Source organism: Anaerostipes hadrus ATCC 29173 = JCM 17467, assembly GCF_030296915.1.
Classification (GTDB): Bacteria; Bacillota; Clostridia; order Lachnospirales; family Lachnospiraceae; genus Anaerostipes; species Anaerostipes hadrus.
This window is the reverse complement of record NZ_AP028031.1, coordinates 1,020,962-1,043,929: the sequence shown is the minus strand read 5'-3', so window position 1 is coordinate 1,043,929 and position 22,968 is coordinate 1,020,962. Positions and strand designations below refer to the sequence as shown.

At 37.5% G+C, this 22,968-nt stretch carries 25 protein-coding genes and 1 pseudogene; 1 reads left to right on the top strand and 25 read right to left on the bottom strand.

From position 1 onward, the window contains the following. Positions 1 to 11: 11 nt before the first annotated feature. The 24 genes and pseudogenes from dapF to QUE18_RS04965 form a co-directional block, all read right to left on the bottom strand. Entirely contained in the window at positions 12 to 863 is an 852-nt protein-coding gene (gene dapF, locus QUE18_RS05080; RefSeq protein ID WP_009202844.1) for a diaminopimelate epimerase, read from the bottom strand. Positions 864 to 1,053: 190 nt separating this feature from the next. Then, complete coding sequence (locus tag QUE18_RS05075) at positions 1,054 to 2,325, bottom strand: aspartate aminotransferase type Ic (protein WP_009202845.1); 1,272 nt, start codon at positions 2,323 to 2,325, stop codon at positions 1,054 to 1,056. Between the two features lie 62 nt (positions 2,326 to 2,387). Continuing rightward, positions 2,388 to 3,398 (bottom strand): NAD(P)H-dependent glycerol-3-phosphate dehydrogenase, encoded by a 1,011-nt coding sequence (locus QUE18_RS05070; protein ID WP_008393645.1) that lies wholly within the window; start codon positions 3,396 to 3,398, stop codon positions 2,388 to 2,390. Between the two features lie 15 nt (positions 3,399 to 3,413). Continuing rightward, entirely contained in the window at positions 3,414 to 4,037 is a 624-nt protein-coding gene (gene plsY, locus QUE18_RS05065) for a glycerol-3-phosphate 1-O-acyltransferase PlsY (RefSeq protein WP_008393644.1), read from the bottom strand. Further along, on the bottom strand, positions 4,037 to 5,359 hold the full coding sequence (gene der / locus QUE18_RS05060) for a ribosome biogenesis GTPase Der (RefSeq protein WP_008393643.1): 1,323 nt from the start codon (positions 5,357 to 5,359) through the stop codon (positions 4,037 to 4,039). The genes plsY and der overlap by 1 nt, the downstream gene beginning before the upstream one ends. A gap of 116 nt (positions 5,360 to 5,475) precedes the next feature. Continuing rightward, positions 5,476 to 6,294: a peptidoglycan editing factor PgeF gene (gene pgeF / locus QUE18_RS05055; protein ID WP_009202846.1), complete on the bottom strand. Its 819-nt coding sequence runs from the start codon at positions 6,292 to 6,294 to the stop codon at positions 5,476 to 5,478. After that, entirely contained in the window at positions 6,284 to 6,631 is a 348-nt protein-coding gene (locus QUE18_RS05050) for a YraN family protein (RefSeq protein WP_008393641.1), read from the bottom strand. Before QUE18_RS05050 ends, pgeF begins: the two co-directional genes overlap by 11 nt. Positions 6,632 to 6,653: 22 nt before the next feature. Further along, positions 6,654 to 7,310, bottom strand: coding sequence for a ribonuclease HII (locus QUE18_RS05045; RefSeq protein ID WP_009202847.1), 657 nt, complete (start codon positions 7,308 to 7,310; stop codon positions 6,654 to 6,656). Positions 7,311 to 7,327: 17 nt separating this feature from the next. Next, the gene (gene lepB / locus QUE18_RS05040) at positions 7,328 to 7,849 is read right to left on the bottom strand and encodes a signal peptidase I (RefSeq protein WP_008393639.1); all 522 of its coding nucleotides are present in this window, start codon (positions 7,847 to 7,849) and stop codon (positions 7,328 to 7,330) included. A 25-nt stretch (positions 7,850 to 7,874) separates the two neighbouring features. Then, entirely contained in the window at positions 7,875 to 8,735 is an 861-nt protein-coding gene (gene ylqF / locus QUE18_RS05035; RefSeq protein WP_008393638.1) for a ribosome biogenesis GTPase YlqF, read from the bottom strand. A 23-nt stretch (positions 8,736 to 8,758) separates the two neighbouring features. Then, on the bottom strand, positions 8,759 to 9,307 hold the full coding sequence (gene lepB / locus QUE18_RS05030; protein WP_008393637.1) for a signal peptidase I: 549 nt from the start codon (positions 9,305 to 9,307) through the stop codon (positions 8,759 to 8,761). Between the two features lie 107 nt (positions 9,308 to 9,414). Further along, positions 9,415 to 9,762 (bottom strand): 50S ribosomal protein L19, encoded by a 348-nt coding sequence (gene rplS, locus QUE18_RS05025; RefSeq protein WP_009265055.1) that lies wholly within the window; start codon positions 9,760 to 9,762, stop codon positions 9,415 to 9,417. Between the two features lie 137 nt (positions 9,763 to 9,899). Beyond that, positions 9,900 to 10,733 carry a Cof-type HAD-IIB family hydrolase gene (locus tag QUE18_RS05020; RefSeq protein WP_008393635.1) on the bottom strand — a complete coding sequence of 278 codons (834 nt, stop codon included), beginning with the start codon at positions 10,731 to 10,733 and terminating at the stop codon, positions 9,900 to 9,902. Continuing rightward, a complete protein-coding gene (gene trmD, locus QUE18_RS05015) occupies positions 10,720 to 11,439 on the bottom strand; it encodes a tRNA (guanosine(37)-N1)-methyltransferase TrmD (RefSeq protein WP_008393634.1) in 720 nt (239 codons plus the stop codon). The genes QUE18_RS05020 and trmD overlap by 14 nt, the downstream gene beginning before the upstream one ends. Further along, positions 11,432 to 11,947, bottom strand: a complete 516-nt coding sequence (gene rimM / locus QUE18_RS05010) for a ribosome maturation factor RimM (protein WP_008393633.1) — start codon at positions 11,945 to 11,947, stop codon at positions 11,432 to 11,434. Before rimM ends, trmD begins: the two co-directional genes overlap by 8 nt. Before the next feature lie 500 nt (positions 11,948 to 12,447). Next, positions 12,448 to 13,899 carry an aminoacyl-histidine dipeptidase gene (locus QUE18_RS05005; RefSeq protein ID WP_009203654.1) on the bottom strand — a complete coding sequence of 484 codons (1,452 nt, stop codon included), beginning with the start codon at positions 13,897 to 13,899 and terminating at the stop codon, positions 12,448 to 12,450. Positions 13,900 to 13,911: 12 nt separating this feature from the next. Next, positions 13,912 to 14,256 (bottom strand): hypothetical protein, encoded by a 345-nt coding sequence (locus QUE18_RS05000; protein ID WP_008393630.1) that lies wholly within the window; start codon positions 14,254 to 14,256, stop codon positions 13,912 to 13,914. 29 nt (positions 14,257 to 14,285) lie between these two features. Continuing rightward, positions 14,286 to 14,621, bottom strand: coding sequence for a PqqD family protein (locus QUE18_RS04995; protein ID WP_008393628.1), 336 nt, complete (start codon positions 14,619 to 14,621; stop codon positions 14,286 to 14,288). Between the two features lie 80 nt (positions 14,622 to 14,701). Continuing rightward, the gene (locus QUE18_RS04990) at positions 14,702 to 16,639 is read right to left on the bottom strand and encodes an OPT family oligopeptide transporter (protein ID WP_009203653.1); all 1,938 of its coding nucleotides are present in this window, start codon (positions 16,637 to 16,639) and stop codon (positions 14,702 to 14,704) included. Positions 16,640 to 16,801: 162 nt separating this feature from the next. Continuing rightward, the gene (locus QUE18_RS04985; protein WP_009203652.1) at positions 16,802 to 17,713 is read right to left on the bottom strand and encodes a hypothetical protein; all 912 of its coding nucleotides are present in this window, start codon (positions 17,711 to 17,713) and stop codon (positions 16,802 to 16,804) included. 233 nt (positions 17,714 to 17,946) lie between these two features. Beyond that, complete coding sequence (locus tag QUE18_RS04980) at positions 17,947 to 18,264, bottom strand: helix-turn-helix domain-containing protein (RefSeq protein WP_286259403.1); 318 nt, start codon at positions 18,262 to 18,264, stop codon at positions 17,947 to 17,949. A 27-nt stretch (positions 18,265 to 18,291) separates the two neighbouring features. Further along, positions 18,292 to 18,414: pseudogene (locus QUE18_RS04975) on the bottom strand (transposase); the annotation flags it as partial. A 430-nt stretch (positions 18,415 to 18,844) separates the two neighbouring features. After that, positions 18,845 to 19,066: a transposase gene (locus QUE18_RS04970; RefSeq protein ID WP_051040964.1), complete on the bottom strand. Its 222-nt coding sequence runs from the start codon at positions 19,064 to 19,066 to the stop codon at positions 18,845 to 18,847. Between the two features lie 34 nt (positions 19,067 to 19,100). Next, positions 19,101 to 19,409, bottom strand: a complete 309-nt coding sequence (locus tag QUE18_RS04965; protein WP_207641996.1) for a hypothetical protein — start codon at positions 19,407 to 19,409, stop codon at positions 19,101 to 19,103. 433 nt (positions 19,410 to 19,842) lie between these two features. Between QUE18_RS04965 and QUE18_RS04960 the strand changes: the two genes are divergently transcribed. Then, a complete protein-coding gene (locus QUE18_RS04960) occupies positions 19,843 to 20,625 on the top strand; it encodes a hypothetical protein (RefSeq protein WP_009203970.1) in 783 nt (260 codons plus the stop codon). Positions 20,626 to 21,157: 532 nt separating this feature from the next. Here the strand turns inward: QUE18_RS04960 and QUE18_RS04955 are convergent. Next, positions 21,158 to 22,840, bottom strand: coding sequence for a glycogen synthase (locus QUE18_RS04955; protein ID WP_009203896.1), 1,683 nt, complete (start codon positions 22,838 to 22,840; stop codon positions 21,158 to 21,160). Between the last annotated feature and the right edge of the window lie 128 nt (positions 22,841 to 22,968).

Below are 22,968 nucleotides of genomic sequence, written 5' to 3'. Positions count from 1 at the left end.
TCTTTCTGCTCTTAATCGTCAATTCCTGTAAGATCGATCTCACCATCAAATACAGTTGTTGCTGGTCCTGTCATAAAGATCGTATTCTTCTTATCATCATATTCGATCTGAAGATCTCCACCTAAAAGATGTACCAAGACCTTCTTTCCTGTTTTCTTATTCAGATAAGATGCATAAGCACTTGCACAGGCTCCTGTACCGCATGCAAGAGTTTCTCCTGCGCCTCTCTCCCATACTCGCATCTTGATCGTTTTATCATCAACAAGTTCAATAAATTCTGTATTCACACGATCTGGGAACATTGGGTGATTCTCAAACTTTGGTCCGATCTTCTCAATGTCGATATCTGCAACAGAATCTACAAATACAACTCCATGTGGATTTCCCATAGAAATACATGTGATATTATATTCTTTTCCATCAACGATCACTGGCTGATCGATCACTTCATCAAGATCATCATAGATTGCAGGAATCTGTGAAGCTTTTGTGATTGGTGCTTCCATATCAACTTTCACCCATGTCACTTTGCCGTCTTCAACTGTAAGGTCTAATTCTTTAATTCCGCCTTTTGTCTCGATCGTGATCGTTGTTTTATCTGTCAGTCCATAATCATAGACATATTTTGCAATACAGCGGACACCATTTCCGCACATGGCTCCTTCTGAACCATCAGAGTTATACATGGCCATTCTAAAATCAGCTTTATCTGATGGACAGATACAGATCATTCCATCAGAACCAATTCCAAAATGCCGGTCACTGATAAATTTTGCCACTTTATTTGGGTTATTGATCTTTTCTTCTAAACAGTTTACATATACGTAGTCATTGCCACAACCGTGCATCTTTGTAAATTTCATGTATAATCAACTCCTTTTTATTATTTTACGAATAAACAGTTTTATTTTACCACATCAACGTGTTAATTGTATAGATACAATCTTTGAATTTATATTTTAAAAACCAAATACTAGTATTACAAAAACAAATGAGGAACATGCCTTATCACCATTGATAAAGAATATTCCTCATAATATTTTTTATGAACTCTTATGCCTGTTCTAACAGTTTTTCAATTCCTGCTTTCTTTACACATACACAAAACAGATCCATTGCCTGCTGTAACTCTTCTACTGTTGGGTAAGAAGGTGCCAGTCTGATATTGCTGTCTTTTGGATCATTCTTATATGGATATGTAGCTCCTGCTCCAGTTAATGTAACCCCTGCTTCTTTGGCAAGTTCTACAACTCTCTTTGCACATCCTGGAAGAACATCTACAGATACAAAATATCCACCTTTTGGATTCTCCCATGTGATCAATCCGCTTCCTTTTAACTCTTTCTCTAACGTATTAAGAACTGTCTCGAATTTAGGTTTTAAACAATCTGCTAAGATCTGCATATGTTTTCTGACTCCGTCTGCATTCTTAAAGAACTGCACATGGCGAAGCTGATTGATCTTGTCATATCCGATCGTCTGGGCTGTCATCACTTTCTTGATCTCTGCAATATTATCATCGCTTGATGCAATGATAGATACTCCTGCACCTGGGAATGTGATCTTGGATGTTGAGAAGAAATAATATGCTCTGTTATCATTTCCTGCTTCTTTACATGCATCTAAGATATTCTTAACTTTTACATCTTCAAAGATTGGATGTACTCCATATGCATTATCCCAGAAGATTCTGAAATCTTTGGCTGCTGTCTTCATAGAAGCTAAACGATCAACCGTTTCATCACTATAGCAGATTCCCTGTGGATTGGAATATTTTGGCACACACCAGATTCCTTTGATACTTTCATCTTCCGCAACCAGTTTCTCTACCTGATCCATATCTGGACCTTCAGATGTCATATCGACTGTGATCAGTTCAAATCCTAAAGTTTCTGTAACTGAAAAATGTCTGTCATATCCAGGAGCTGGACATAAGAATTTTACTTTCTCTAACTGTCCCCAAGGCTTCTCACCTGCTGTTCCAAATACAACCAGTCTCATCATCTGATCAAACATCAGATTCAGACTCGCATTTCCTCCAACAATGATATTCTTTGCTGGAATATCTAATAAATCGCTGAATATTTCTTTCATCTCTGGAAGTCCATCAAGAACTCCGTAATTACGCACATCCAGACCATCTTTTGCATGATAATCTGTCATTGTCTCAAGCATGCCATTTGCATGATCGATCTGATCTGGTGCTGGTTTTCCTCTTGCCATGTTTAGTGAAAGATGAAGATCTTTAAATTCCTGATACTTTTTGTTCACTTCCACTTCCTGTGCCTGTAACTCTTCTTTTGACATTTCCCTAAATGATTCCATTGTTGTCTTCCTTCCTTCATGTTTTTATGTTTTGTATATATTTATGTTTTTATATATCCTGATTAATTCCATTCAAGATTTGTATGTTCTTGTTTTCTCTCACGAAGGAGTAAGTTTGAAACTTCTTCTTTTGGATCCGCATTCTCAAATAACACTCTGTTCACTGCTTCCACAATTGGTACAGCTACATTGCATTTCTTTGCAAGTCCAAGGGCTGCTTTTGCTGAATATACCCCTTCTACAACCATTTTTACTTCTTTCATAGCTTCCTCTGCAGTCATACCTTTTCCCATTAAGTATCCTGCTTTACGATTTCGACTATGTACGCTTGTACATGTAACGATCAGATCTCCAACTCCTGTAAGGCCTGAAAATGTCTCTGGTTTTCCACCAAGTGCTTCTCCAAGACGTGTCAGTTCTGCGATTCCTCTTGTCATTAATGCTGCTTTTGTATTATCTCCATATCCAAGGCCATCAACCGTTCCTGCTGCTAATGCAATAACGTTCTTTAATGCTCCTCCAAGCTCAATTCCAACAATGTCAGAACTTGTGTATACACGGAATACTTTATTCATAAATACATCCTGAAGCATTTCCGCTGTCTCTTTATTCTTTGCACCAACTACAACCGTTGTAGGAATTCCTCTTCCTACTTCTTCTGCATGACTAGGCCCTGATAATACGCAAACTTCTGCATTTGGAATCTCTTCTTCAATGATATCTGATAATGTCTTATATGTAACATCTTCGATACCTTTTGCAACGTTAACAATGATCTGTCCGTCTTTTATAAATGGGGACATCTGTTTTGCAACCATACGAACAACAGGTGAAGGAACTGCCATAACAACAACATCTTCATCTGTTAAAGCTGTTTTAAGATCTGCCTCGATCATAATATTATCTGGCAATTTTACTCCAGGTAATTTCTCTACCTGCTCTCTCTTTGTGGAAAGCATCTCTATTTCATGCGGATCATGTGTCCACAATGTCACTTCATGTCCATTATTTGCTAATAATACCGCAAGGGCACTTCCCCAGCTTCCTGCACCGATAACGCTAACTTTCTTCATCTGTTTAAGTTCCTCCTAACGTTTTACTTTCTGACCTAATTTATTCTCAGTACCATTCATCAAACGCCCAATATTCGCACGATGGCGCCAGATTGCCATAGCTGTAAATATACATCCAACAATAACTAATTTCCAATCATGTGGATTGTTAAAATACAAAATAAATGGAATGATCAGCACCATGCAGATCGATCCTAACGATACATACTTAGAAATAGCCGTAATGATCAAAAATACTGCTGCACAGACCAACCCAAGCTGCCAGTGAAATGCAAAAATAACTCCCCCAGTTGTCGCTATTCCCTTTCCACCTTTAAACCCAAGATAAAACGGGAAATTATGTCCCAGTACTACTGCAAATCCTGTCAAAAGCCAAAGATAAGCTTCTCCTTCTACATGAAAAGCCGGCATGATCACATATCTCGCAAGATTCACCGCCACAAGTCCTTTGACGGCATCTCCAAGAAATGTAATGATCGCTGCTGTCTTTCCCAAAGTTCTTAATGTATTCGTTGTCCCGGAATTTCCACTTCCGTAATCTCTGATATCGATCTTATTTACTCGTCCGACAATATATCCTGTCTGAATACACCCAAACAGGTATCCGACGATCATACACACAACAATACAAACTGCCATTATCTTTCCTTCCTTTCCCTCGCAATAATATGAATTGGTGTTCCTCTGAATCCAAATGTATTACGGATCTGGTTCTCAAGATATCTTGTATATGAAAAATGCATTAACTGACGATCATTGATAAACACAACAAATGTTGGCGGTTTTACAGAAACCTGTGTAATATAGTAAAGTTTTAATCTCTTTCCTTTGTCTGATGGTGGCTGTTTCATCGCTACCGCCTCTGTAAGGATCTCGTTTAAGACTCCTGTCTGTACACGTAATGCATGATTCTCGATCACCATATCAAGAACATCAAAAATCTTAGGAAGTCTCTGTCCTGTCTTAGCAGAGATGAAAACAAGTTCTGCATATGACATATAAGATAAGACTTCTCTAACCTGGTTTGTAAACTTGTAGATTGTCTTATCGTTCTTCTCGATGAGATCCCATTTGTTAACCGCAATGATCATACCTTTTCCACGTTCGTGGGCAATTCCTGCGATCTTGGCATCCTGTTCTGTGATTCCTTCTTCCGCATCAATGACTAAGATTGCCACATCACAACGTTCTACTGCTGCAACCGTACGGATCACACTGTAACGTTCGATATCTTCTTTGACTCTGGCTTTCTTTCGAAGTCCGGCTGTATCGATGAATACATATTCTTTTCCATTACGTTTGACCGTTGTATCAATCGCATCTCTTGTTGTTCCTGCAATATCAGAAACGATCAGACGGTCTTCTCCCAATAATTTATTGATCAATGAAGATTTTCCTGCATTTGGCTTTCCGATGATTGCAACTCTTGGTCTTTCATCTTCTTTCTCATCTGCATCCTGTGGATTGCAGTGAACAAGAACTTCATCTAACAGATCACCGAATCCAATCTTAGAATTCGCTGAAACTGGAAATGGTGTTCCAAGCCCCAGATTGTAAAATTCATAAGTATCCAAAACGAATTTTTCGTAATTATCTACTTTATTGACTGCTAACACAATTGGTTTCCCTGATCGTCTTAACATATCTGCCACCTGATAATCTGCATCGACAAGCCCCTGTCTTACGTCTGTAAGGAAGATGATCACATCTGCTGTCTCCATTGCGATCTCTGCCTGTCCTCTCATGTGGCTTAATAATAGATCACCACTGTCTGGTTCAATACCACCTGTATCAATCAATGTAAACTGATAGTTTAACCATGTCACATCTGCATAGATACGGTCTCTTGTAACTCCTGGTGTATCTTTAACAATTGAAATTTTTTCTCCTGCCAGTGCATTAAACAATGTAGACTTTCCTACATTCGGTCTTCCTACAATGGCAATGATCGGCTTACTCATAATCTATATACCTCTCTAAATGTTTCAAAACCTGTACTGTTTCTTAGTATACCTTATCTTATGAGATTCGTCCAGTGTGAAGAATTTCACAAGATATATTCTTTTTATTTACCTTTTTATAACACAATAAATGCTGCCAGATTACCACGTTTCCCATGACTTGCTCTATGCGAAAACAGTAGATCAGGATTACAACATGTGCAGATATCTGTAATATCAAGATTTTCTGGACGGATTCCTGCTTCTGTCAAAATAATTTCATTTGCTTTCCAGAGATCAAGCTGGTATTTTCCATTCCCTTTATCATCCAAAAATTCTTTTGCATCATGTCCTGTCAGTTCTTTTTTAAACTCATCTGCAACATCTTCACTAACCTCGTAGCAACTTCGGCAGATTGATGGTCCAATGGCTGCGATGATATTTTCCTTTTTACTTCCATATTCATTTTCTAAAAATTGTACCATCTTGGCACCGATTCTTCCAACAGTGCCTCTCCATCCTGAATGTGCTAAAGCTGCAGCCTTTTCTACCGGATCATAAAAAAACAAAGGCACACAATCTGCATATCCTGTATAAAGCGGAATCCCCTGCTCATTTGTAGCAAGACCATCCATATCTTTCATAACTTTTCCACAATCTTCTTTCGTTACCTTATGGATTCTCGTCTCATGAATCTGATTTGAAAATACCAGCTTTGTATGATCGAATCCGATCGCTTCTGAGATTCTTCTGAAATTTTCATCCACAGCTTCTTTTTTATCTCCACGGTTATAGCTTAAATTCAACGTGGAAAACATTTCTTCGCTGACTCCACCCATACGTGTTGAAAATCCATGTCTGACTCCTGCCTGATCCAATTTTTTAAATGTCAGATATGGAACAGACCCCTCATGTAATATCGTAGACTGATTATCGTTTGATTTTTTAAAATGCATGTTTTATCACCCTGATCTTCTTTCCTAAAATCTCCACTACATCAAAACGGATCGGCTGTTCAAAAGATAGATGATTCTTCTTTAAATAAATCATTGCACTCTTTCGGATCTTCTGCTGTTTTCTTTGGTCTACAGCTTGTGCCGGATATCCCTTTTTGTCATCTTTTCTGTATTTTACTTCCACAAATACCAATGTCTGATCTTCTTTTGCTATAATATCAATCTCTCCGACTTTTGTATAAAAGTTTTGTTCAAGGACGTCATATCCTTGCTGTTTCAGAAACCAACAGGCAATCGCTTCTGCTTTTGCCCCTGTCTCCCTGTTATTTTTCTTCATATTATATATACTTTTTTGTTTTTTATATGTATTTCTTTACAAATGTTCTTCTATGGATATCACAGATTCCCTGCTTTTTGATTCCTTCAATATGTGCTTTGGTTCCATATCCTTTATTTTTTGCAAAGTCATATCCCGGATAAATTGTATCATATTCTTTCATCATACGGTCCCTTGTAACTTTCGCAACAATACTTGCCGCTGCGATCGATGCGCTTTTTGCATCTCCTTTGATGATCGGAACCTGTTCGATCTCAACGTCTGGAATTGTTACCGCATCATTCAATAAAAGATCTGGTTTTATCGAAAGCTTTGAAATTGCCTGCTGCATTGCCTTATAAGTTGCCTGCAGGATATTGATCTCATCGATCACTTCTTCTGAAGACATTCCAATACCGATTGCAACTGCTTTCTCATAAATCTCATCATATAAAAGCTCCCTTTTCTTCTCTGAAAGCTTTTTGGAATCATTCAGATATAAAATATCACAGTCTTTTGGCAAAATCACTGCAGCCGCAACAACAGGTCCTGCAAATGGTCCTCTTCCAACTTCATCAATTCCACAAATCGCCTGATGATCTCCATATTCTCTTTCAAAAGAAAACATCTCATACATTCTTTCTTTCTCAAGCCTTAATTTTTCTAACTTCCTGGCTTCTCGTTCTTCTTTCTTTGTCATAAGTCTTAAAACCCTTCCTATGGCCGGATCACACCTGCATTCTTCCATGGATAAAACCGGAAAATGATCCTCCCTGTGATCTTTGACCTCTTTACTGGACCAACCTCTTTGTATCTGCTGTCATTACTATTATCTCTGTTATCTCCTAAAACAAAATATTCATCTGATGAAAGATGAAACTTTCCTTTTAATTCACATGAATCTGTCGTATGATCTTTAGAATAATCTTTTACTTCTTTGTCGTTTACATAGACTTTTCCTTTTGTGATCTTTACCGTTTCTCCTGGAAGTGCGATCACTCGCTTTACAAAAAACTGATCGCCACCTTCTGGTCCTGGAAATACAATAATCTCATATCGTTTAGGATCCCGAAAACGATATGTTAACTTATCTAACAACACTTGATCATGATCATGCAAGTGCGGTTCCATTGAATGTCCACTTACTTTCGTCCGTTCACCAACACACATAATAAGAACAAATGCAAATGCAACCGCGATCAAAATGGTACCCAGCAACCTTAGAATACTTTTAAACATTCTTATATCTGCCCCTCAAAGGCTTTTATGCCTCTTTTGTCCCTTCTTCTGGTGTTTCCAGAGAAATTTTTCCTAATTTCCCATTTCGGAATTCCTCTAATACGATCTTTGATGCTTTTTCGTAATCTAATTCATTTCCTTTCATCTTACAATTACGATTTAGCGCAATCTGTTCTAAGATTTTCACTTTATCTTCATTTTCATCTACTTGATAGCGATCAGCAAGAATTCCCTGATAATGATTTTTTAAATACTCGATCAGTTCGATCGCCATTTCATCCTGATTGAGGATTTCATCTCTGATCGATCCGATCAATGCCAGACGAAGCCCAACCTGCTGGTCTTCAAATTTAGGCCATAAAATTCCAGGGGTATCTAATAATTCAATATTCTTATTTAATTTGATCCACTGTTTTCCTTTTGTAACTCCTGGTTTATTTCCTGTTTTTGTACAGGCTTTTCCAACCAGACTGTTGATAAATGTTGATTTTCCAACGTTTGGGATTCCTGCGATCATTGCTCTGATCGGACGGTTTTTAATCCCACGTTTTCTATCTCTCTCAAGTTTTTCCTTGCAGGCATCCATCACGATCGCCTGTGTACCTTTGACACCTTTTCCTGATCTTGCATTTGTTCTTGCTACATAGAATCCTTTTTCTTTAAAATATTCTTCCCACTGTGCAGTCACACGTTCATCTGCCATATCTGTCTTATTTAACAAGATCAATCGTGACTTGTTCGCTGCCAACTGGTCAATATCCGGATTTCTGCTGCTTAGTGGAATTCTTGCATCCACAAGTTCGATCATAATATCGATCAGTTTCATGTTTTCCTGCATCATACGTTTTGCTTTGGTCATATGACCCGGGTACCACTGAAAATCCATTCTTTATTTCTCCTTCCCTCTGTTTACCACGGCCAGTATTTGATACCGACCTTTCCAATGATATTTGTTCTTTTGATATTTCCAACACTCGCACTTCTGGAATCTTCACTATTATTATAGTTATCTCCCACAACAAAGTACTGCTTACTCTTTAATGTAATCTCATCTGCTGCTAATCCTGCAGATAAAATCTTCTGACTTGAAAATGCTTTTGTTTTCTTTCCGTTTACATAGATTCTGCCGTTTTTGATCTGAACCTTTTCTCCCGGAAGACCTATCACTCGTTTTACATAGTAATTTCCATTCTTGTCATCTGATTTAAATATGACCACATCATACCTGCTTGGTCCCTTGATCTGATAGATCAGGCGATTCACCAGATGTTTTTCACCTCTTTCAATCGTTGGTGACATAGAATCACCTTGAATCGTAAAACTGAAACACACAAATCTTACTAACAAAAATGCCAGTAACACAACTCCGACAAATTTTAAGACATACTGAATCACGATTTCCCTTTGCTGACGCTGTTTCTTGCGCATCTGATAGGTTACTGTGTATCCTTTCCTCATAGAAGAACTCCTTTCCTCTTCGTATAGAAAGATTCGTAAAATTCCTGTATACTAAAACAGGGATAAGCTATACAGCCTATCCCTCTCTTTTGACAATCTTTGTCTGATTATACTCTTTCTTTTACTTTTGCTGCTTTACCAACACGATCACGTAAGTAGTATAATTTAGCACGTCTTACTTTACCACGTCTTACTACTTCAATCTTTTCGATGATTGGAGAATGTACTGGCCATGTTTTTTCAACACCAACACCACTTGCCTGTTTTCTTACAGTAAATGTTTCGCGTGCTCCACCATTCTGTCTTTTGATGACTGTTCCTTCGAAAACCTGAATTCTTTCACGGTTTCCTTCTTTTACTTTCGCGTGAACTCTTACAGTGTCTCCTGTTTTGAATTCAGCAACTTCTCTTAACTGTGCATCTTCGATGCTTTTAATAATATCCTGTGCGCTCATTGTTGTTCCTCCTTGAACGTTTTTAGATGTTCTTAATACCAAATGTAACAGAGGACCATCCATATTTATAACAACTTGAACATATTATCATATTTTTTTATGTGAAGCAAGTGTTTTTTTGTATTTTTTAAGATTCTTTACCTTAATACAAATTTCTCCATTGCCTTTGCGACTCCATTTTCCTGATTGGAAACCGTAATATAGTCTGCGATCGCTTTCATAGAATCAAGGCCATTTTCCATAACAACCGCAAGTCCTGCACTTTCTAAAAGTTCTCTGTCATTGTCTGCATCCCCACAACTCATAATCTCTTCTTTTTGAATATTCAAGATCTTTGCAAGATGGAACAGACCATCTCCTTTATTACAGCCTTTCTTAGAAATCTCAAGATTCTTTGGAAGAGAACTTGAAAACTGAATGTCTTCAATCTTACTCAATGCATCCGCTGCTCTTCGTCTTTCTTCCATCGTCTTAAATAATAAAGTTGTCTTCTCAACAGTTGTTGACTGTTCTTTTACAAACATCTCTAAATCATCAACAAGAACTCTCGACCCCTGCACAATTGCTTTTGTATTTGAATCAAGTTCATAATAATCAATATTTTCCATTTCTTTTTTGTTAGCATAGGATTGCCCATTTAAACTAATACTTTCCATTAGATCAAATTGCTTAAGAAAATCCATCAACTCTAAAACTCGATCCATTTCAAAATGATTTTTATAAATCACTTTTTCTTCTTTTAAGTCATAAATGGTTGCACCATTACTGAAAATCCCATAGCGAATTCCTTCCATCTCTTTTAACTCTGGCGGTAATGCATTCACAGCTCTTCCTGTAGCCGGAACGAAATAAACACCTTGTGCCATTGCTTTTTTGATCACATTCTGTGTATACTTTGTAATCTTACGCTCTCGATTCAACAGTGTTCCATCCATATCCGCTGCGACAAGCTTAATCCTATTTTCCCCCATCTTTTTCTTTCATCTCCTTCTCATATGCCTCCCATAGATCCGGTCTTCTCTCTTTGGTACGTTTGACTGACTGTTCATGCCTCCATTTGCGGATATTCTCGTGATGTCCGGATAAAAGAACTTCTGGCACCTCTTTATCTAAAAACACTGGTGGTCTTGTATACTGTGGATATTCAAGCAACCCATTTTCGAAAGATTCATCCCCAGCGGAATCATCATTATGTAAAACACCTGGAACCAATCTTGAAATTGAATCGATCATCACCATTGCAGGCAATTCCCCACCAGTCAATACATAATCTCCGATTGATACATAATCTGTGACTATTTCTTCCAAAACCCTCTCATCGATTCCTTCATAATGCCCACATAAAAAAACTAATTCTTCTTCTTTTGCAAGTTCCTTTGCCATCTCCTGATGAAATGTTGTCCCTTGCGGCGTCAGATAGACAACTCTTGGTTTCTTCTTCATATCTTTTTCAAGGTCTTTATACGCACGGTAAACCGGCTCTGGCTGCATCACAAGTCCGGCTCCGCCTCCATATGGGTAATCATCCACTTTCATATGTTTATTGGTAGAATAGTCACGAATATTGACCGCATTGATCTCAAGAAGTCCTGCTTCAATCGCTCTTCCGATGATACTTGTATTCAACCCGTCCATCACCATCTCTGGAAATAATGTTAATATATGAAATCTATTCATCTAATAATCCTTTCATGACATGGACTGTGATCTCACCTTTTTGAAGATCCACATTCTTAATGCATTCTCTGATCGCTGGAAGTAAAACTTCTTTTCCATCTTCCATCTTCACTTCATAGACATCATTTGCACCCGTCTGTAAAACATCAGTTAATTCCCCAAGAACTTCTCCATTATCCTCTCTGATCACAGAAAGACCGATCAGATCTGCGATAAAGTATTCGTCTTTTTCAAGAGGTACTGCCTGATCTCTTGTAACAAACAGGCCTTTTCTTTTATACATCTCTACTTCGTTGATATTTGAAAATTCTTTAAATCTCAAAACCGGCTGGTTCTTTACGAATTTGCATGACACTACGTGTAATAGTTTTCTTTCTTTTCCTGTATCTAAATATACTTCTTTTAATTTCTTAAATCGTTTGATATCATCTGTCATCGGAAATACTTTGACTTCCCCAGCGATGCCGTGTGTGTTGGCGATTGCTCCTACTTGTAAGAATTCTTCCATGGATTCATTTTATTCCTTTCATTTTGATTTTTCTATTTATTATTGTATAAAATGGTTTAAAAAAACACAACTATTTTATTATAATCGTACTTGTTATAATATATCAATACAAAATGGCAGAAGATTCAACTCCAATAATATTATCAACAAACTGAAGATAAGCAATTTGAATATTTTCCAAACACCTCGATAAATCGGTGTTGTTTAAGCCCTTTTACCATCTGTCATCTGTTAATAAATACAAAAATTATTAGCCAGTACCGTATAACATACACACTGTGTAGTGGTTTGAATCACGTAAATTATTTGAATATTATAAAAAGAGATCATGTGTCGGCAACCGTACGGACACGTCTGCACTTAGCGAGTGGATGGTCGTTAGACCATTCAGGAGCTTAGTACAGCTACGTGGGAGTCCGAACGCGAGTGGGTTGCAGACACATGATTTCTTTTTATAATATTCCACCAATAATTTCCGTCTTCAAACTACAAATCACAATTTATTTCAAAGCAGCCAACGTTTTCACAACCAGTTCCCATGTACGTTCTGTAGATGAGATACTCAACACCTCATTTGTTGTATGAATATGTTCCATCTGTGGTCCAAAGGATACTGCATCAAGCCCCGGCAATTTAGAAGCAAAGATTCCACATTCAAGTCCTGCATGAATACCTTCAACAACTGGTTCTTCTCCGTTGTATAAATGTTTATATGCTTCAACCATAACCTCACGTAATCTGGAATCTGCTTTGTATTCCCATCCTGGATATGGTCCTGCAATCTCTACATTCCCTCCTAATGTTTCTGTAAGAGATGTTAATTGATCGATCAGATACTGTTTTTCTGTCTCACTGGAACTTCTAACTGCAAATGTCATCTGTACTTCAGATTCTTCTGTTGTTAAAATTCCCATATTCAGTGATGTCTGTACCAATCCTTCAATCTCTGGATTCATTCTCTGAACACCATTTGGCATATGAACCATTGCTGTTACTACTGCAAATGTTGTATCTTCTGTGAATGTTTTTATATTTGCTGCTTCTTTTACATTCACTGTTAATTTTGCATCTGGATCTGTGACTTTATATTCTTCTTTGATCTGTGCAAATGTATCTTCAACGATCTGTTTTGCTGCTTCTAATTCTTCTGGAAGTACTGCAACAGATGCTTCGCTAAACTTAGCGATCGCATTGTCTTTTTCTCCACCATTTACGGAAACAAGCTGCATTTCAACCTCATTAAACAGACTTAACAATACTCTTGCCATTGCACAGTTTGCGTTCAAACGTCCTTTGATGATCTCGACACCAGAATGCCCACCTGCAAATCCAGTCATCTTGATTTCAATGACAGATGCATTGACAGTTTCTGTCTCATATGGAATCTTACAGATTACGGATGCTCCACCTGCACAGCTGACTGTAAACACTCCTTCGTCTTCAGAATCCATGTTCATAAATAAACGTCCCTTAAGATCTGAAACATCAATAGTTGCTGCTCCAAGCATACCGATTTCTTCATTAACTGTAAAGATTGCTTCGATTGGTGGGTGTGCCATTTCTTCATCGTCTAACACTGCAAGTGTATATGCAACCGCAATTCCATCATCTCCACCTAAAGAAGTTCCTTTTGCTGAAATATAATCTCCATTGATTTCCAGATCCAATCCTTCTTTTTCCATATCTTTATCGCAATCTGCTTCTTTGACTGCAACCATGTCCATATGTCCCTGAAGGATGACTGGTTCAGAAGCCTCATATCCTTTGGATCCATCTTTCCAGATGATCACATTCAGATCTTCATCCTGTCTGTATTTTAATTCATGTGCTTTTGCAAAATCTACCAGATAATCGCTAATCTGCTGCAGATTTCTTGATCCGTGAGGGATTGAACAAATCTCCTCAAAATATTTAAATACTTTGTTTGGCTGTAATTCTCCTAATACTGACATTTTATGTCCTCCTTATTTTTTATGCATTTTGTAACGACTGCCCTCTTGTTCGAGCTGATTCGTTTTCAGCATATATTCTACAAGTTTCTTCGCATAGTCTCGTTTATCCTTCACAACCGCTTTGTTTCTTGAAAATGGCTGTTTCGCTTCAAGACCTTCGCAAATCTGTTCTACCTGTGAAATTGTAACGTATTCATGTTGTTTTAAATACTTTTTTATTTTATCCTGTCCTTTACTAAAAAGCAAATTCATCAGGTCACTTGTCTGATTCTTTTGTTTTACGATTCCCCATCCATATAGGATCATCGTCACTATGGCAAATAAAGCAATGCCTATGATCACTGTTGATATTTTCATATTAAATCCTTTTTCACTTTTAATAATATTTATTCTTCAAAAACAATGTATTTATTTCTTTCTAAAATTGCAAAATACTGTGATAATCTTTCATATAACTGTGTTGCTGCACCTTCATGAACTGCTTGAAGTTCTTTTCCTATCTCATAAATACTTTTCTTTCCATCAATTTTCTGCCACACAAAACTTCCATATTCATCTAATTTGATAAAACTGTAACGTGGCTTTTTAAATATTTTCTGCGCGATCGTATTATAAAATCCAGTATTTTCTACTGTAATTTCTACAATTCCATCTTCTGACACATCCCATTTCATATCATTGATCTTCGGGATGTTGTCAATATAATTCTTCTTTTCTTTCATAATACACCTTTTTATTTAGAAAGCACTACTGCAGAATCGCAGCAGTGCTTTCTTCTCACTGAAATACATATTTATTTTTATTATTTTGCGTCTACTTCAATCGTCTTTTTATTTCTTGTGAAGTAGAATAATATAGCTAACAATACTACAAAAGCTGCTAAACCTACCCAGTTACCTACACTCTGGAAGGCAGCTCCATATACAGATGACAGATTGATCTTATCTGCAACACCAAATACTGCCAGTACAGCCAGAAGGATACCAACGATACCTTCTCCTGCAATCATACCTGCAGCATAAAGGACTCCTCGATCTGATCCGTCTTTTCTTGCCGCATCACTGTCATATTTTCTCTTATTGTCAATAAACCAACGAATCAGTCCACCAACCATGATCGGTGTACTTAAGTAAATTGGTAAATAAAGACCGATTGAAAATGCTAACACTGGAATTCCAAGGATTTCAACAACGATTGCGATAAACACACCCATGAAAATCAATACCCATGGTAATGTACCACCCATAACACCTTCAACGACCATCTTCATCAATGTTGCCTGTGGTGCTGGGATCTGATCAGAACCGAATCCCCATGCTGCGTTCAGAAGGTACATAACTCCTCCGATCGCAAATGCTGCTACGATCGCACCGATCAATTCTCCGATCTGCTGTAATCTAGGTGTCGCACCTACGATATAACCTGTCTTTAAGTCCTGTGAAGTATCTCCTGCCATAGCTGCTACGATACAGATAACAGTACCAATAGAAATCGCTGATACCATACCTGCTGCACCTGTATTCCCAGTTGCTTTTAAGATAAATGTTGTTACGATCAGTGTCGCGATCGCCATACCTGATACTGGGTTATTACTACTTCCTACAATACCAACCATTCTAGATGATACCGTTGCAAAGAAGAAACCAAATACAACAATCATCACTGCTCCCAAGAAGCTTACTGGAATCTCTGGTAATAACCAGATTAAAACTGCAATGATCAGGATTCCTCCAAGAACCACTTTCATAGAAATATCCTGCTGTGTTCTTAACTGGCTGTCACCTTTCTTACCGAATCCCTTCATAGCATGTCCAAATGTCTTGATCATTGTTGGGAATGTCTTGATCAGACTGATCAGACCACCAGCTGCTACTGCACCGGCACCAATATATCTGACATAGTTACTCCAGATCTGGCTTGCACCTAACTGATTAAATGCAAGTGCTTTTCCTGTCTCATCGACAACTTTTGATAAAGAATCTCCGCCAAAATAAGCAATTGTAGGAATTAATACAAGATAAGATAGCACACCACCTGCAAAAAGATAGCTTGATACCTGCACACCACAGATATAACCTACACCTGCTAATGCCGGAAGAACATCCATACCAACGGATGTTGTATACTGTCCCTGCATTGAAAATTCAACTTCACTAGGGAAAAGTTTTAAACCATCTGCAATAAATTTATAAACTGCCGCAATTCCGAGTCCTGCAAATACAACTTTAGATTTACTTCCTCCTTCTTCTCCAGCTAAAAGCACTTCTGCACAAGCTGTTCCTTCAGGATAAGGAAGTACCCCATGTTCTTCTACGATGAGGGCTGTACGAAGAGGTACCATAAAAAGTACTCCTAAAATACCACCGCAAAGCGCGATCAATGCGATAGATACAAAAGATGGAGCAGTAACTCCACTTCCCTTTTCTGATGCCCAAATAAAAATAGCAGGGATTGTAAAGATTGCTCCTGCTGCTAATGATTCACCTGCTGAACCAATTGTCTGTACCATGTTATTTTCAAGGATGGAATCTTTCTTTAAGATCACACGGATCACACCCATGGAAATAACTGCCGCTGGAATGGAGGCTGATACAGTCATACCAACTCTTAGCCCCAAATAAGCGTTTGCACCACCAAATATAACCGCCAGTATCATACCAAGGATTACTGATGTAACTGTAAACTCTGGTAATACTTTATCTGCGGAAATAAAAGGCTTAAAGTCATTTTTCTTTTCCATTTTTCTCTCCTATTTTCAATATATATTTCACTGTATCTCTCTATTATACTAAATCATACAAGAAAAAGAAACCCCTTCTTTTTCTTAAACTTCTTAACTTAGATTCCTCGCATTTTTTAATAAACAGTTTTGCTTTATGTGTTGTATAAAATGCATTATACATTAAAATAAATCAAGCATATTATCCAAATAAACTTCTTCTCTAACGCATATTTGGTATTCTGGTTTTACCATATAGTATAGTAGAAACTCCAAAACCAACGCACTTCCCAATCCACGTCCTTCAATTTTAAAATTCTCAAACCCCATTGGAAGATAAATTTTCTTTATATCATTAACACTGATAAATCCTGGATTCTTCATTGCCTTTGAAAAACGATAGCCTTCCTTTGCATCTGGCGAATTGCATTTGTGATCTGGTATCATTTCTCCTAAGTTTTTTCGACTGACTATTTCGTAGCATTGCTTTCTGTCTTTACATCCAAACCAACAGCATTCATTGCATAAAAATTCCACTTTATTTTTCTCCTGCTCCGAAAGCATGTTTAATTTATCAAATGCTTTATTTAACCGAAAATCTGGTACTACATACCGAAAATCTTCTTTCTTTACTTCTTGCAAAAATTCATTAAAATCCGTCAACACTTTTGTCGTAGAAGATACAAAATATAATTTTGGATAATTTATTTCCAAATACTTAAGCAATAAATCCGAATGGACGATCACACCATTTCTTTTTTCTCCAACTTCTTCAAACATTTTGCATAGGATATTACATTTTTTATCTGTTAAATGTTCTTTTCTAAGTAAACTGTTGCTAAAAGTCAGTCTGGCTGAAATTCCATATTCCTGTGTAAGTTTTAAGACTTCTTCTGGATTATCAGATCCAAATCCTGCGCGTCCGCCTCCCCAGAGACAATCTGCAGGAGAGCCATAGATGGAACTGATCTCACACCAGTCATAAAAGTATTCTCTGTGTTTCTTATATAATGGCAGAAAGGCACAATATAATTCATAAAATTCAAATAATCCTGGCAGGTGATAGTATACTTTTTTGTTTTTTCTTTGGCTCATTTGTTATTTCTCCCATTTCTGATCGTCATTTTTCATTCCTATTATTATAGTCATATTTTTCTATATTATGGTGACATGCTCCCACCACTTAAATCCCTGATTTTGAAGTGGGGCTTCTTGCTCAATGGCTCTACTGAGCCAAGTATCTACAAGCTATCCTCGCGTGCCCCGCGATTCTTTTACCCGGACACGGGCATGTTTTCTTATTATCTGATTGTCCGGATACGGACAGTTTATGCTGTCAACATCCTTCTTGCCTCTTCACGGATGCTGATCGCTGCATTATGATCTCTGTCCATCTTATTTCTACACTCACAGTGATAGACTCTTTCGAATAATCTCAACTCTTTCTTTATCCTTCCACATTTACAGCATTTTTTACTGGAAGGAAAGAAACGGTCTACCTTTATCATTTTCTTTGTCTTTTCATACTCTCGAATCTTATCATCAAGCATCTGATTGTACAGAAAACGACAACAGCCAAATGTTTTGCCAAGAAGTATCTTCTGTTCTTCTGTCGGATAGATCCGAAAACGATATGCTATGTTCAATACTTTTTCTCTCCTTGGGTTTCAATGTATTGACGGATCACTTCTACTGTAGTGCCTGCTACTGGCACTTTTATAAGCATTGATAAATTTACCAAGTTCTGTTCTCGGCTGCGCACGGAACATTACATGCACATGATTAATGTCATGGTTCTATTATACCATAGACCGTACTATCGAACAAGTGTTCTTTTTGTTTTTATGCAATTCATCTCCAACCTGTAGAGGAGAATTCTTGCTATATTATGTTAAAATTACGTTAATCAGTAGTTTTGTGAATATGTCTGTTCGTGTGGTCTTTGCTGCTATTCTTGTGTTCCATTTTTCATTGCAAATTGAAACATTACCGTTTTTCTTATCTTGCCGGATGGATTGGAATGCTTGTGGCGGAAATACCGTTGCTTTTGAAGAAATTTTAATTTGTAAGTTGGCCAACTATAAATTATAAATTTGATATGGGTGTCAAAACATAATAATTATCGCCCATAGAAATCTATGTTCCTTGAAAATTTCTTATAAAACAACAAATATCCATTGTTAGCTCTGTTTTGGGGTAATAACCCACACCACTGTTTCTGCTCTATTAACTGATCTGGGGAATTAAGGCGCACTGACCCACACTGTTCAGATATCCAAACAGCTTCTTGAAGTTCAGGGCTGCCAGTTTTATCCCAAAACGGAGTTTAGTGGGGAGAAGCCCTCTTACCGGCATATGGTCTATCTGGTATTTCCTCCACAGGATGGATGGGATTGTTTCCACTCCGTTTCTGATCCGGGACAATTCCTTATATTTTTCTGTCTTCATTTTCCTTTGTGTCTTTGCTCTGTCAGAGGATTTTTTAGACAGAAAAACCACACTGGTCCTTTAAACATCTTGGGGTTGCACTGGTCACGGTGTGGACAGTTTTCACATTTGTTTTTTGGAAATGATATCCTGCATTGTCCAGTCTGGTTGATATAATTGCAGCGTTTGTATTGTCCCTGCCGCTATAGGCCCCATCTGTTATAAGCACTGTTGGCTCCTCTGTTTTTTCCATAGATTCAACAGTTTCCACAATGTTTGCTGTATAACCACGGTTTTGTTTCCCCTCTTTTTCACGGTAAGTTGCATCCGGGTCAGAGGGATTCTGCAGGATTTGGGAACCCATAGCTCCATCTTCTTTGGTTTTCAGCCGTCTCGTACCGGATTCTTCCACAACCGTCTATTCTTTTAAAACACGCTCCTGAAGTGGAAGTTTGAATTGCAATTAACACGAAAAGTTATTGTTCACTGTAACATTCCGCGAGGTGTTTTTTTTGCGAACAAAGTTCACAGAAAACCCGAGAATTGCGGCGCGAAGCGTGTTACTGTGAACGGTAACCACGAAAAAGATTTTCGTGAATTATGATCTTGGAAAATATTGACCGCTTATAATAAGATTAGTATAATGATGTAAAAATATAACGACTCAAAGGGAAAGTCTGACAATATAGCTGAAGCAGAACTTTTGGACACGTTATAATGGGAAAGGAGTGGAAGGAAAAAGAGAAATTAACAGCATCACAAAATGAAAAAACCAAATAATCAGGAGAAAAATCAAAGTGAAAAAGACAAGAAACATTTTAGTAAGCTTATTGGCATGCCTTTTCGTAATCCTGGCAGTACCTACAGCAGTAAGCGCAGCAGCAAAGGCACCTCAGTGCCCGAAGAAACAGACTCTGGAGTTTTATAATGCTTATATTAGTGGAAATGAAATGCCCACAGAAGGAGATGGATATATTTATATAAAGAATTTATCCAGGTCCGCTGTAATCACAAATGTAAAATCATCTAACAAATATTATACCGCATCAAAAGCAGCTGGTCTTAACGCTATTTTTGTACAAACGACATCAGATTCCGATTCCATACATGATGTAAAAGATGGCGAAAAAACAAAACTCCGTTTTACAGTAAAACAGAATGGAAAGAGCTATAACCTGTCTTGTGCCGTAACATTCAAAAAGCACTCTCGAGTATTTAAAAGTGTAAAGATCGGCTCCAAAAATTATGCTGCTCTTGCAAAAGGCCATTGGACGGTAAGGGATAAAGGAACTGCTCCAAAATCAAAAGTAAAGATTACTGTTAAAACTGTCAAGAATTATAAGGTGGACAGTATTGAAATCTTTTATAAAAATAAATCCAAAAAGATAAAAAATGGTAGAAAGGTTTCTTTAAAAAATGCCACAACAATTTGTATAAACTATCATATAACAGCAAAACCCAAATATTATAAAAGGCCAACTGCAGGTTACAGAGGTTACTTCTTTGGCGGAACTGTTAAGAGTCCATTGTATGAATCTTTTTATCTAGAATATGAGGATAATATATTGGCTCCTCAATGATGTAGAAAAATAGCCAATAACGACGGGCTATCCCTATGCCCGTCATCCCCTTATTGAGAAAACCATGGACGATCACCACAAAAGATTCCGATTTCAGCACTGAATTACAAGATTGGAAAACTTGAGTGGGGGTATGTTAAATGTTATTATTTTTCAATTTTTGTAGTGGTAGACAGTGTTTATTATAAATACCAATACAGTAAAACATACACACTGTGTGGTGGTTTGAATAGTGTTTCGTTGTATGAGTCAGAAAGATGATAAGAAGAAATATTTATAAGAAAAAAGGGTGACAACATGAGCACTTTTTGAATGCGTTTTTTACAAATTCGCAGCGCCCTGTGGTTGATTGTCTGACCGCAGTTGCGGGCATTTTGGCTCGCAGCCAGGGAGTTATCAAAGGAACAGGCGCGGATCAGCGATTTGTAAAAAACGCTTTCAAAAATGTGGAGTGTCACCCTTTATTCTTATAAATATTTCTTCTCTTGTTCTTTCTGACTCATACATGCAACACTATCAACAAATCACAATTTTATCTTGGTGTTAATTCTACATACATATCTTTGTACTGTCTTGCACTTGTCTCCCATGATACATCTTTATTCATATCACGGATCACCATATCATCCCAGCTTGCTCTATTCTCAAAGTAGCATGTCTTTGCTCTATTGATCGTATCATACAGAAGTCCGCTTTCATATCGATCAAATGTAAAGCCGTTACCTGTATTATCAAACATGTTATATGGCCAAACAGTATCTCTAAGTCCTCCTGTCTCTCTGACAATTGGAATCGCACCATATCTCATAGCAATCAATTGTGTTAGTCCGCATGGCTCGAATCTTGATGGAACTAAAAGTGCATCACATCCAGAATAGATATTGTGGGCAACATTTTCATCGTAAGCAATATAGGCACAAAAACTTCCTTTATATTGATTCTCGTAAGAACGGAAAGCTTCTTCATACCAGGAATCACCTGTACCAAGAACAACTACCTGTGTATTTCCATCCATAACGCCTGGAATTACGTCATTGACCAGATCAAGTCCTTTTTGGTTCGTAAGACGAGAAATCAATCCGATTACCATCTTGTGTTCGTCGACCTCTAATCCTAAAGATTCCTGTAGTGCTTTCTTATTCTTCTTTTTATTTTCGATTGCTGTCTTTGCATCATAATTTGCTTTTAACAGCTTGTCTGTGGCTGGATTCCAGATATTGATATCGATTCCATTTACAATTCCTCTGATCTTATTCTGGTGATATCTTAAGTGCTCTGCAAGTCCTTCTCCATATTCTTCTGTCTGAATCTCTCCAGCGTATGTGTTACTTACCGTTGTAAGTCTATTACAATAAGTGATTCCACCTTTTAACATATTCGCATCCAGCCAGTTCTGAGTCAGGCAGTCTTTGTTGAATACATAATCCGGAAGTCCTGACCAGTATTGGATCATTTTTCTGTCGTAGATACCTTGGAATTTTAGGTTATGTATCGTAAGTACTGCACTTGCACGTCCTACATTTGTATCTGCAAAACATGTTCTTAGATAAAGTGGTACCAACGCTGCCTGCCAGTCGTGGCAGTGTACTACATCAGGAACCCAGTCCAGATAATTCAGTGCCGCCAATGCTGCCTTGGAAAAGTAACAGAACTTTGGAATATCATCAATCAGATTTGTATACGGATTACCCCAAGAGAAAAATTCCTCATTGTCGATAAAATCATAAATTACACCATCTTCCTGATACTCCATAATACCTACATAGTATTGTCTTCCATCAGAACAAAGATCCATATAGAAAGAGCCTTTGTATTCCATCTTTTCTTGGTATTCCCAAGGAATGCATTTATACCTTGGAAGGATTACTTTCACATCTACATTTAATTTAGCAAGACTCTTTGGAAGTGCAGACATTACATCTCCAAGACCTCCTGTTTTCACAAATGGATAGCATTCTGAGCCAATAAAAACGACACTTCTTCTTGGTCCAAGATCATGCTGTTCAATAACCTGATTTTCTTCTACTGGCGTTTCTATTTTGATTTCTTCTTTTGGTTCTGGTTGTGCAACTTCCTCTTTTATTATTGCAGGTTCTGCTGTTGGAATAACAGTCTCTTCTGTATCTGTACTTTTCACTGTTGAAACAGTTGCTTTTTTTGCCCTGCTTTTTGCATTATTTCTTGTCTTACTTTTTGTTCTTGTTTTTCTGCTCATATTTGCCTCCAATCTGCAACATACATCATGCGGTCTGCAATGAATTTTTATGATATTCTTATTATACCATAAAAAGAATGGCACTGCATATCACTTTAGTAATATACAGTATCTTTCCTTTCTTCATT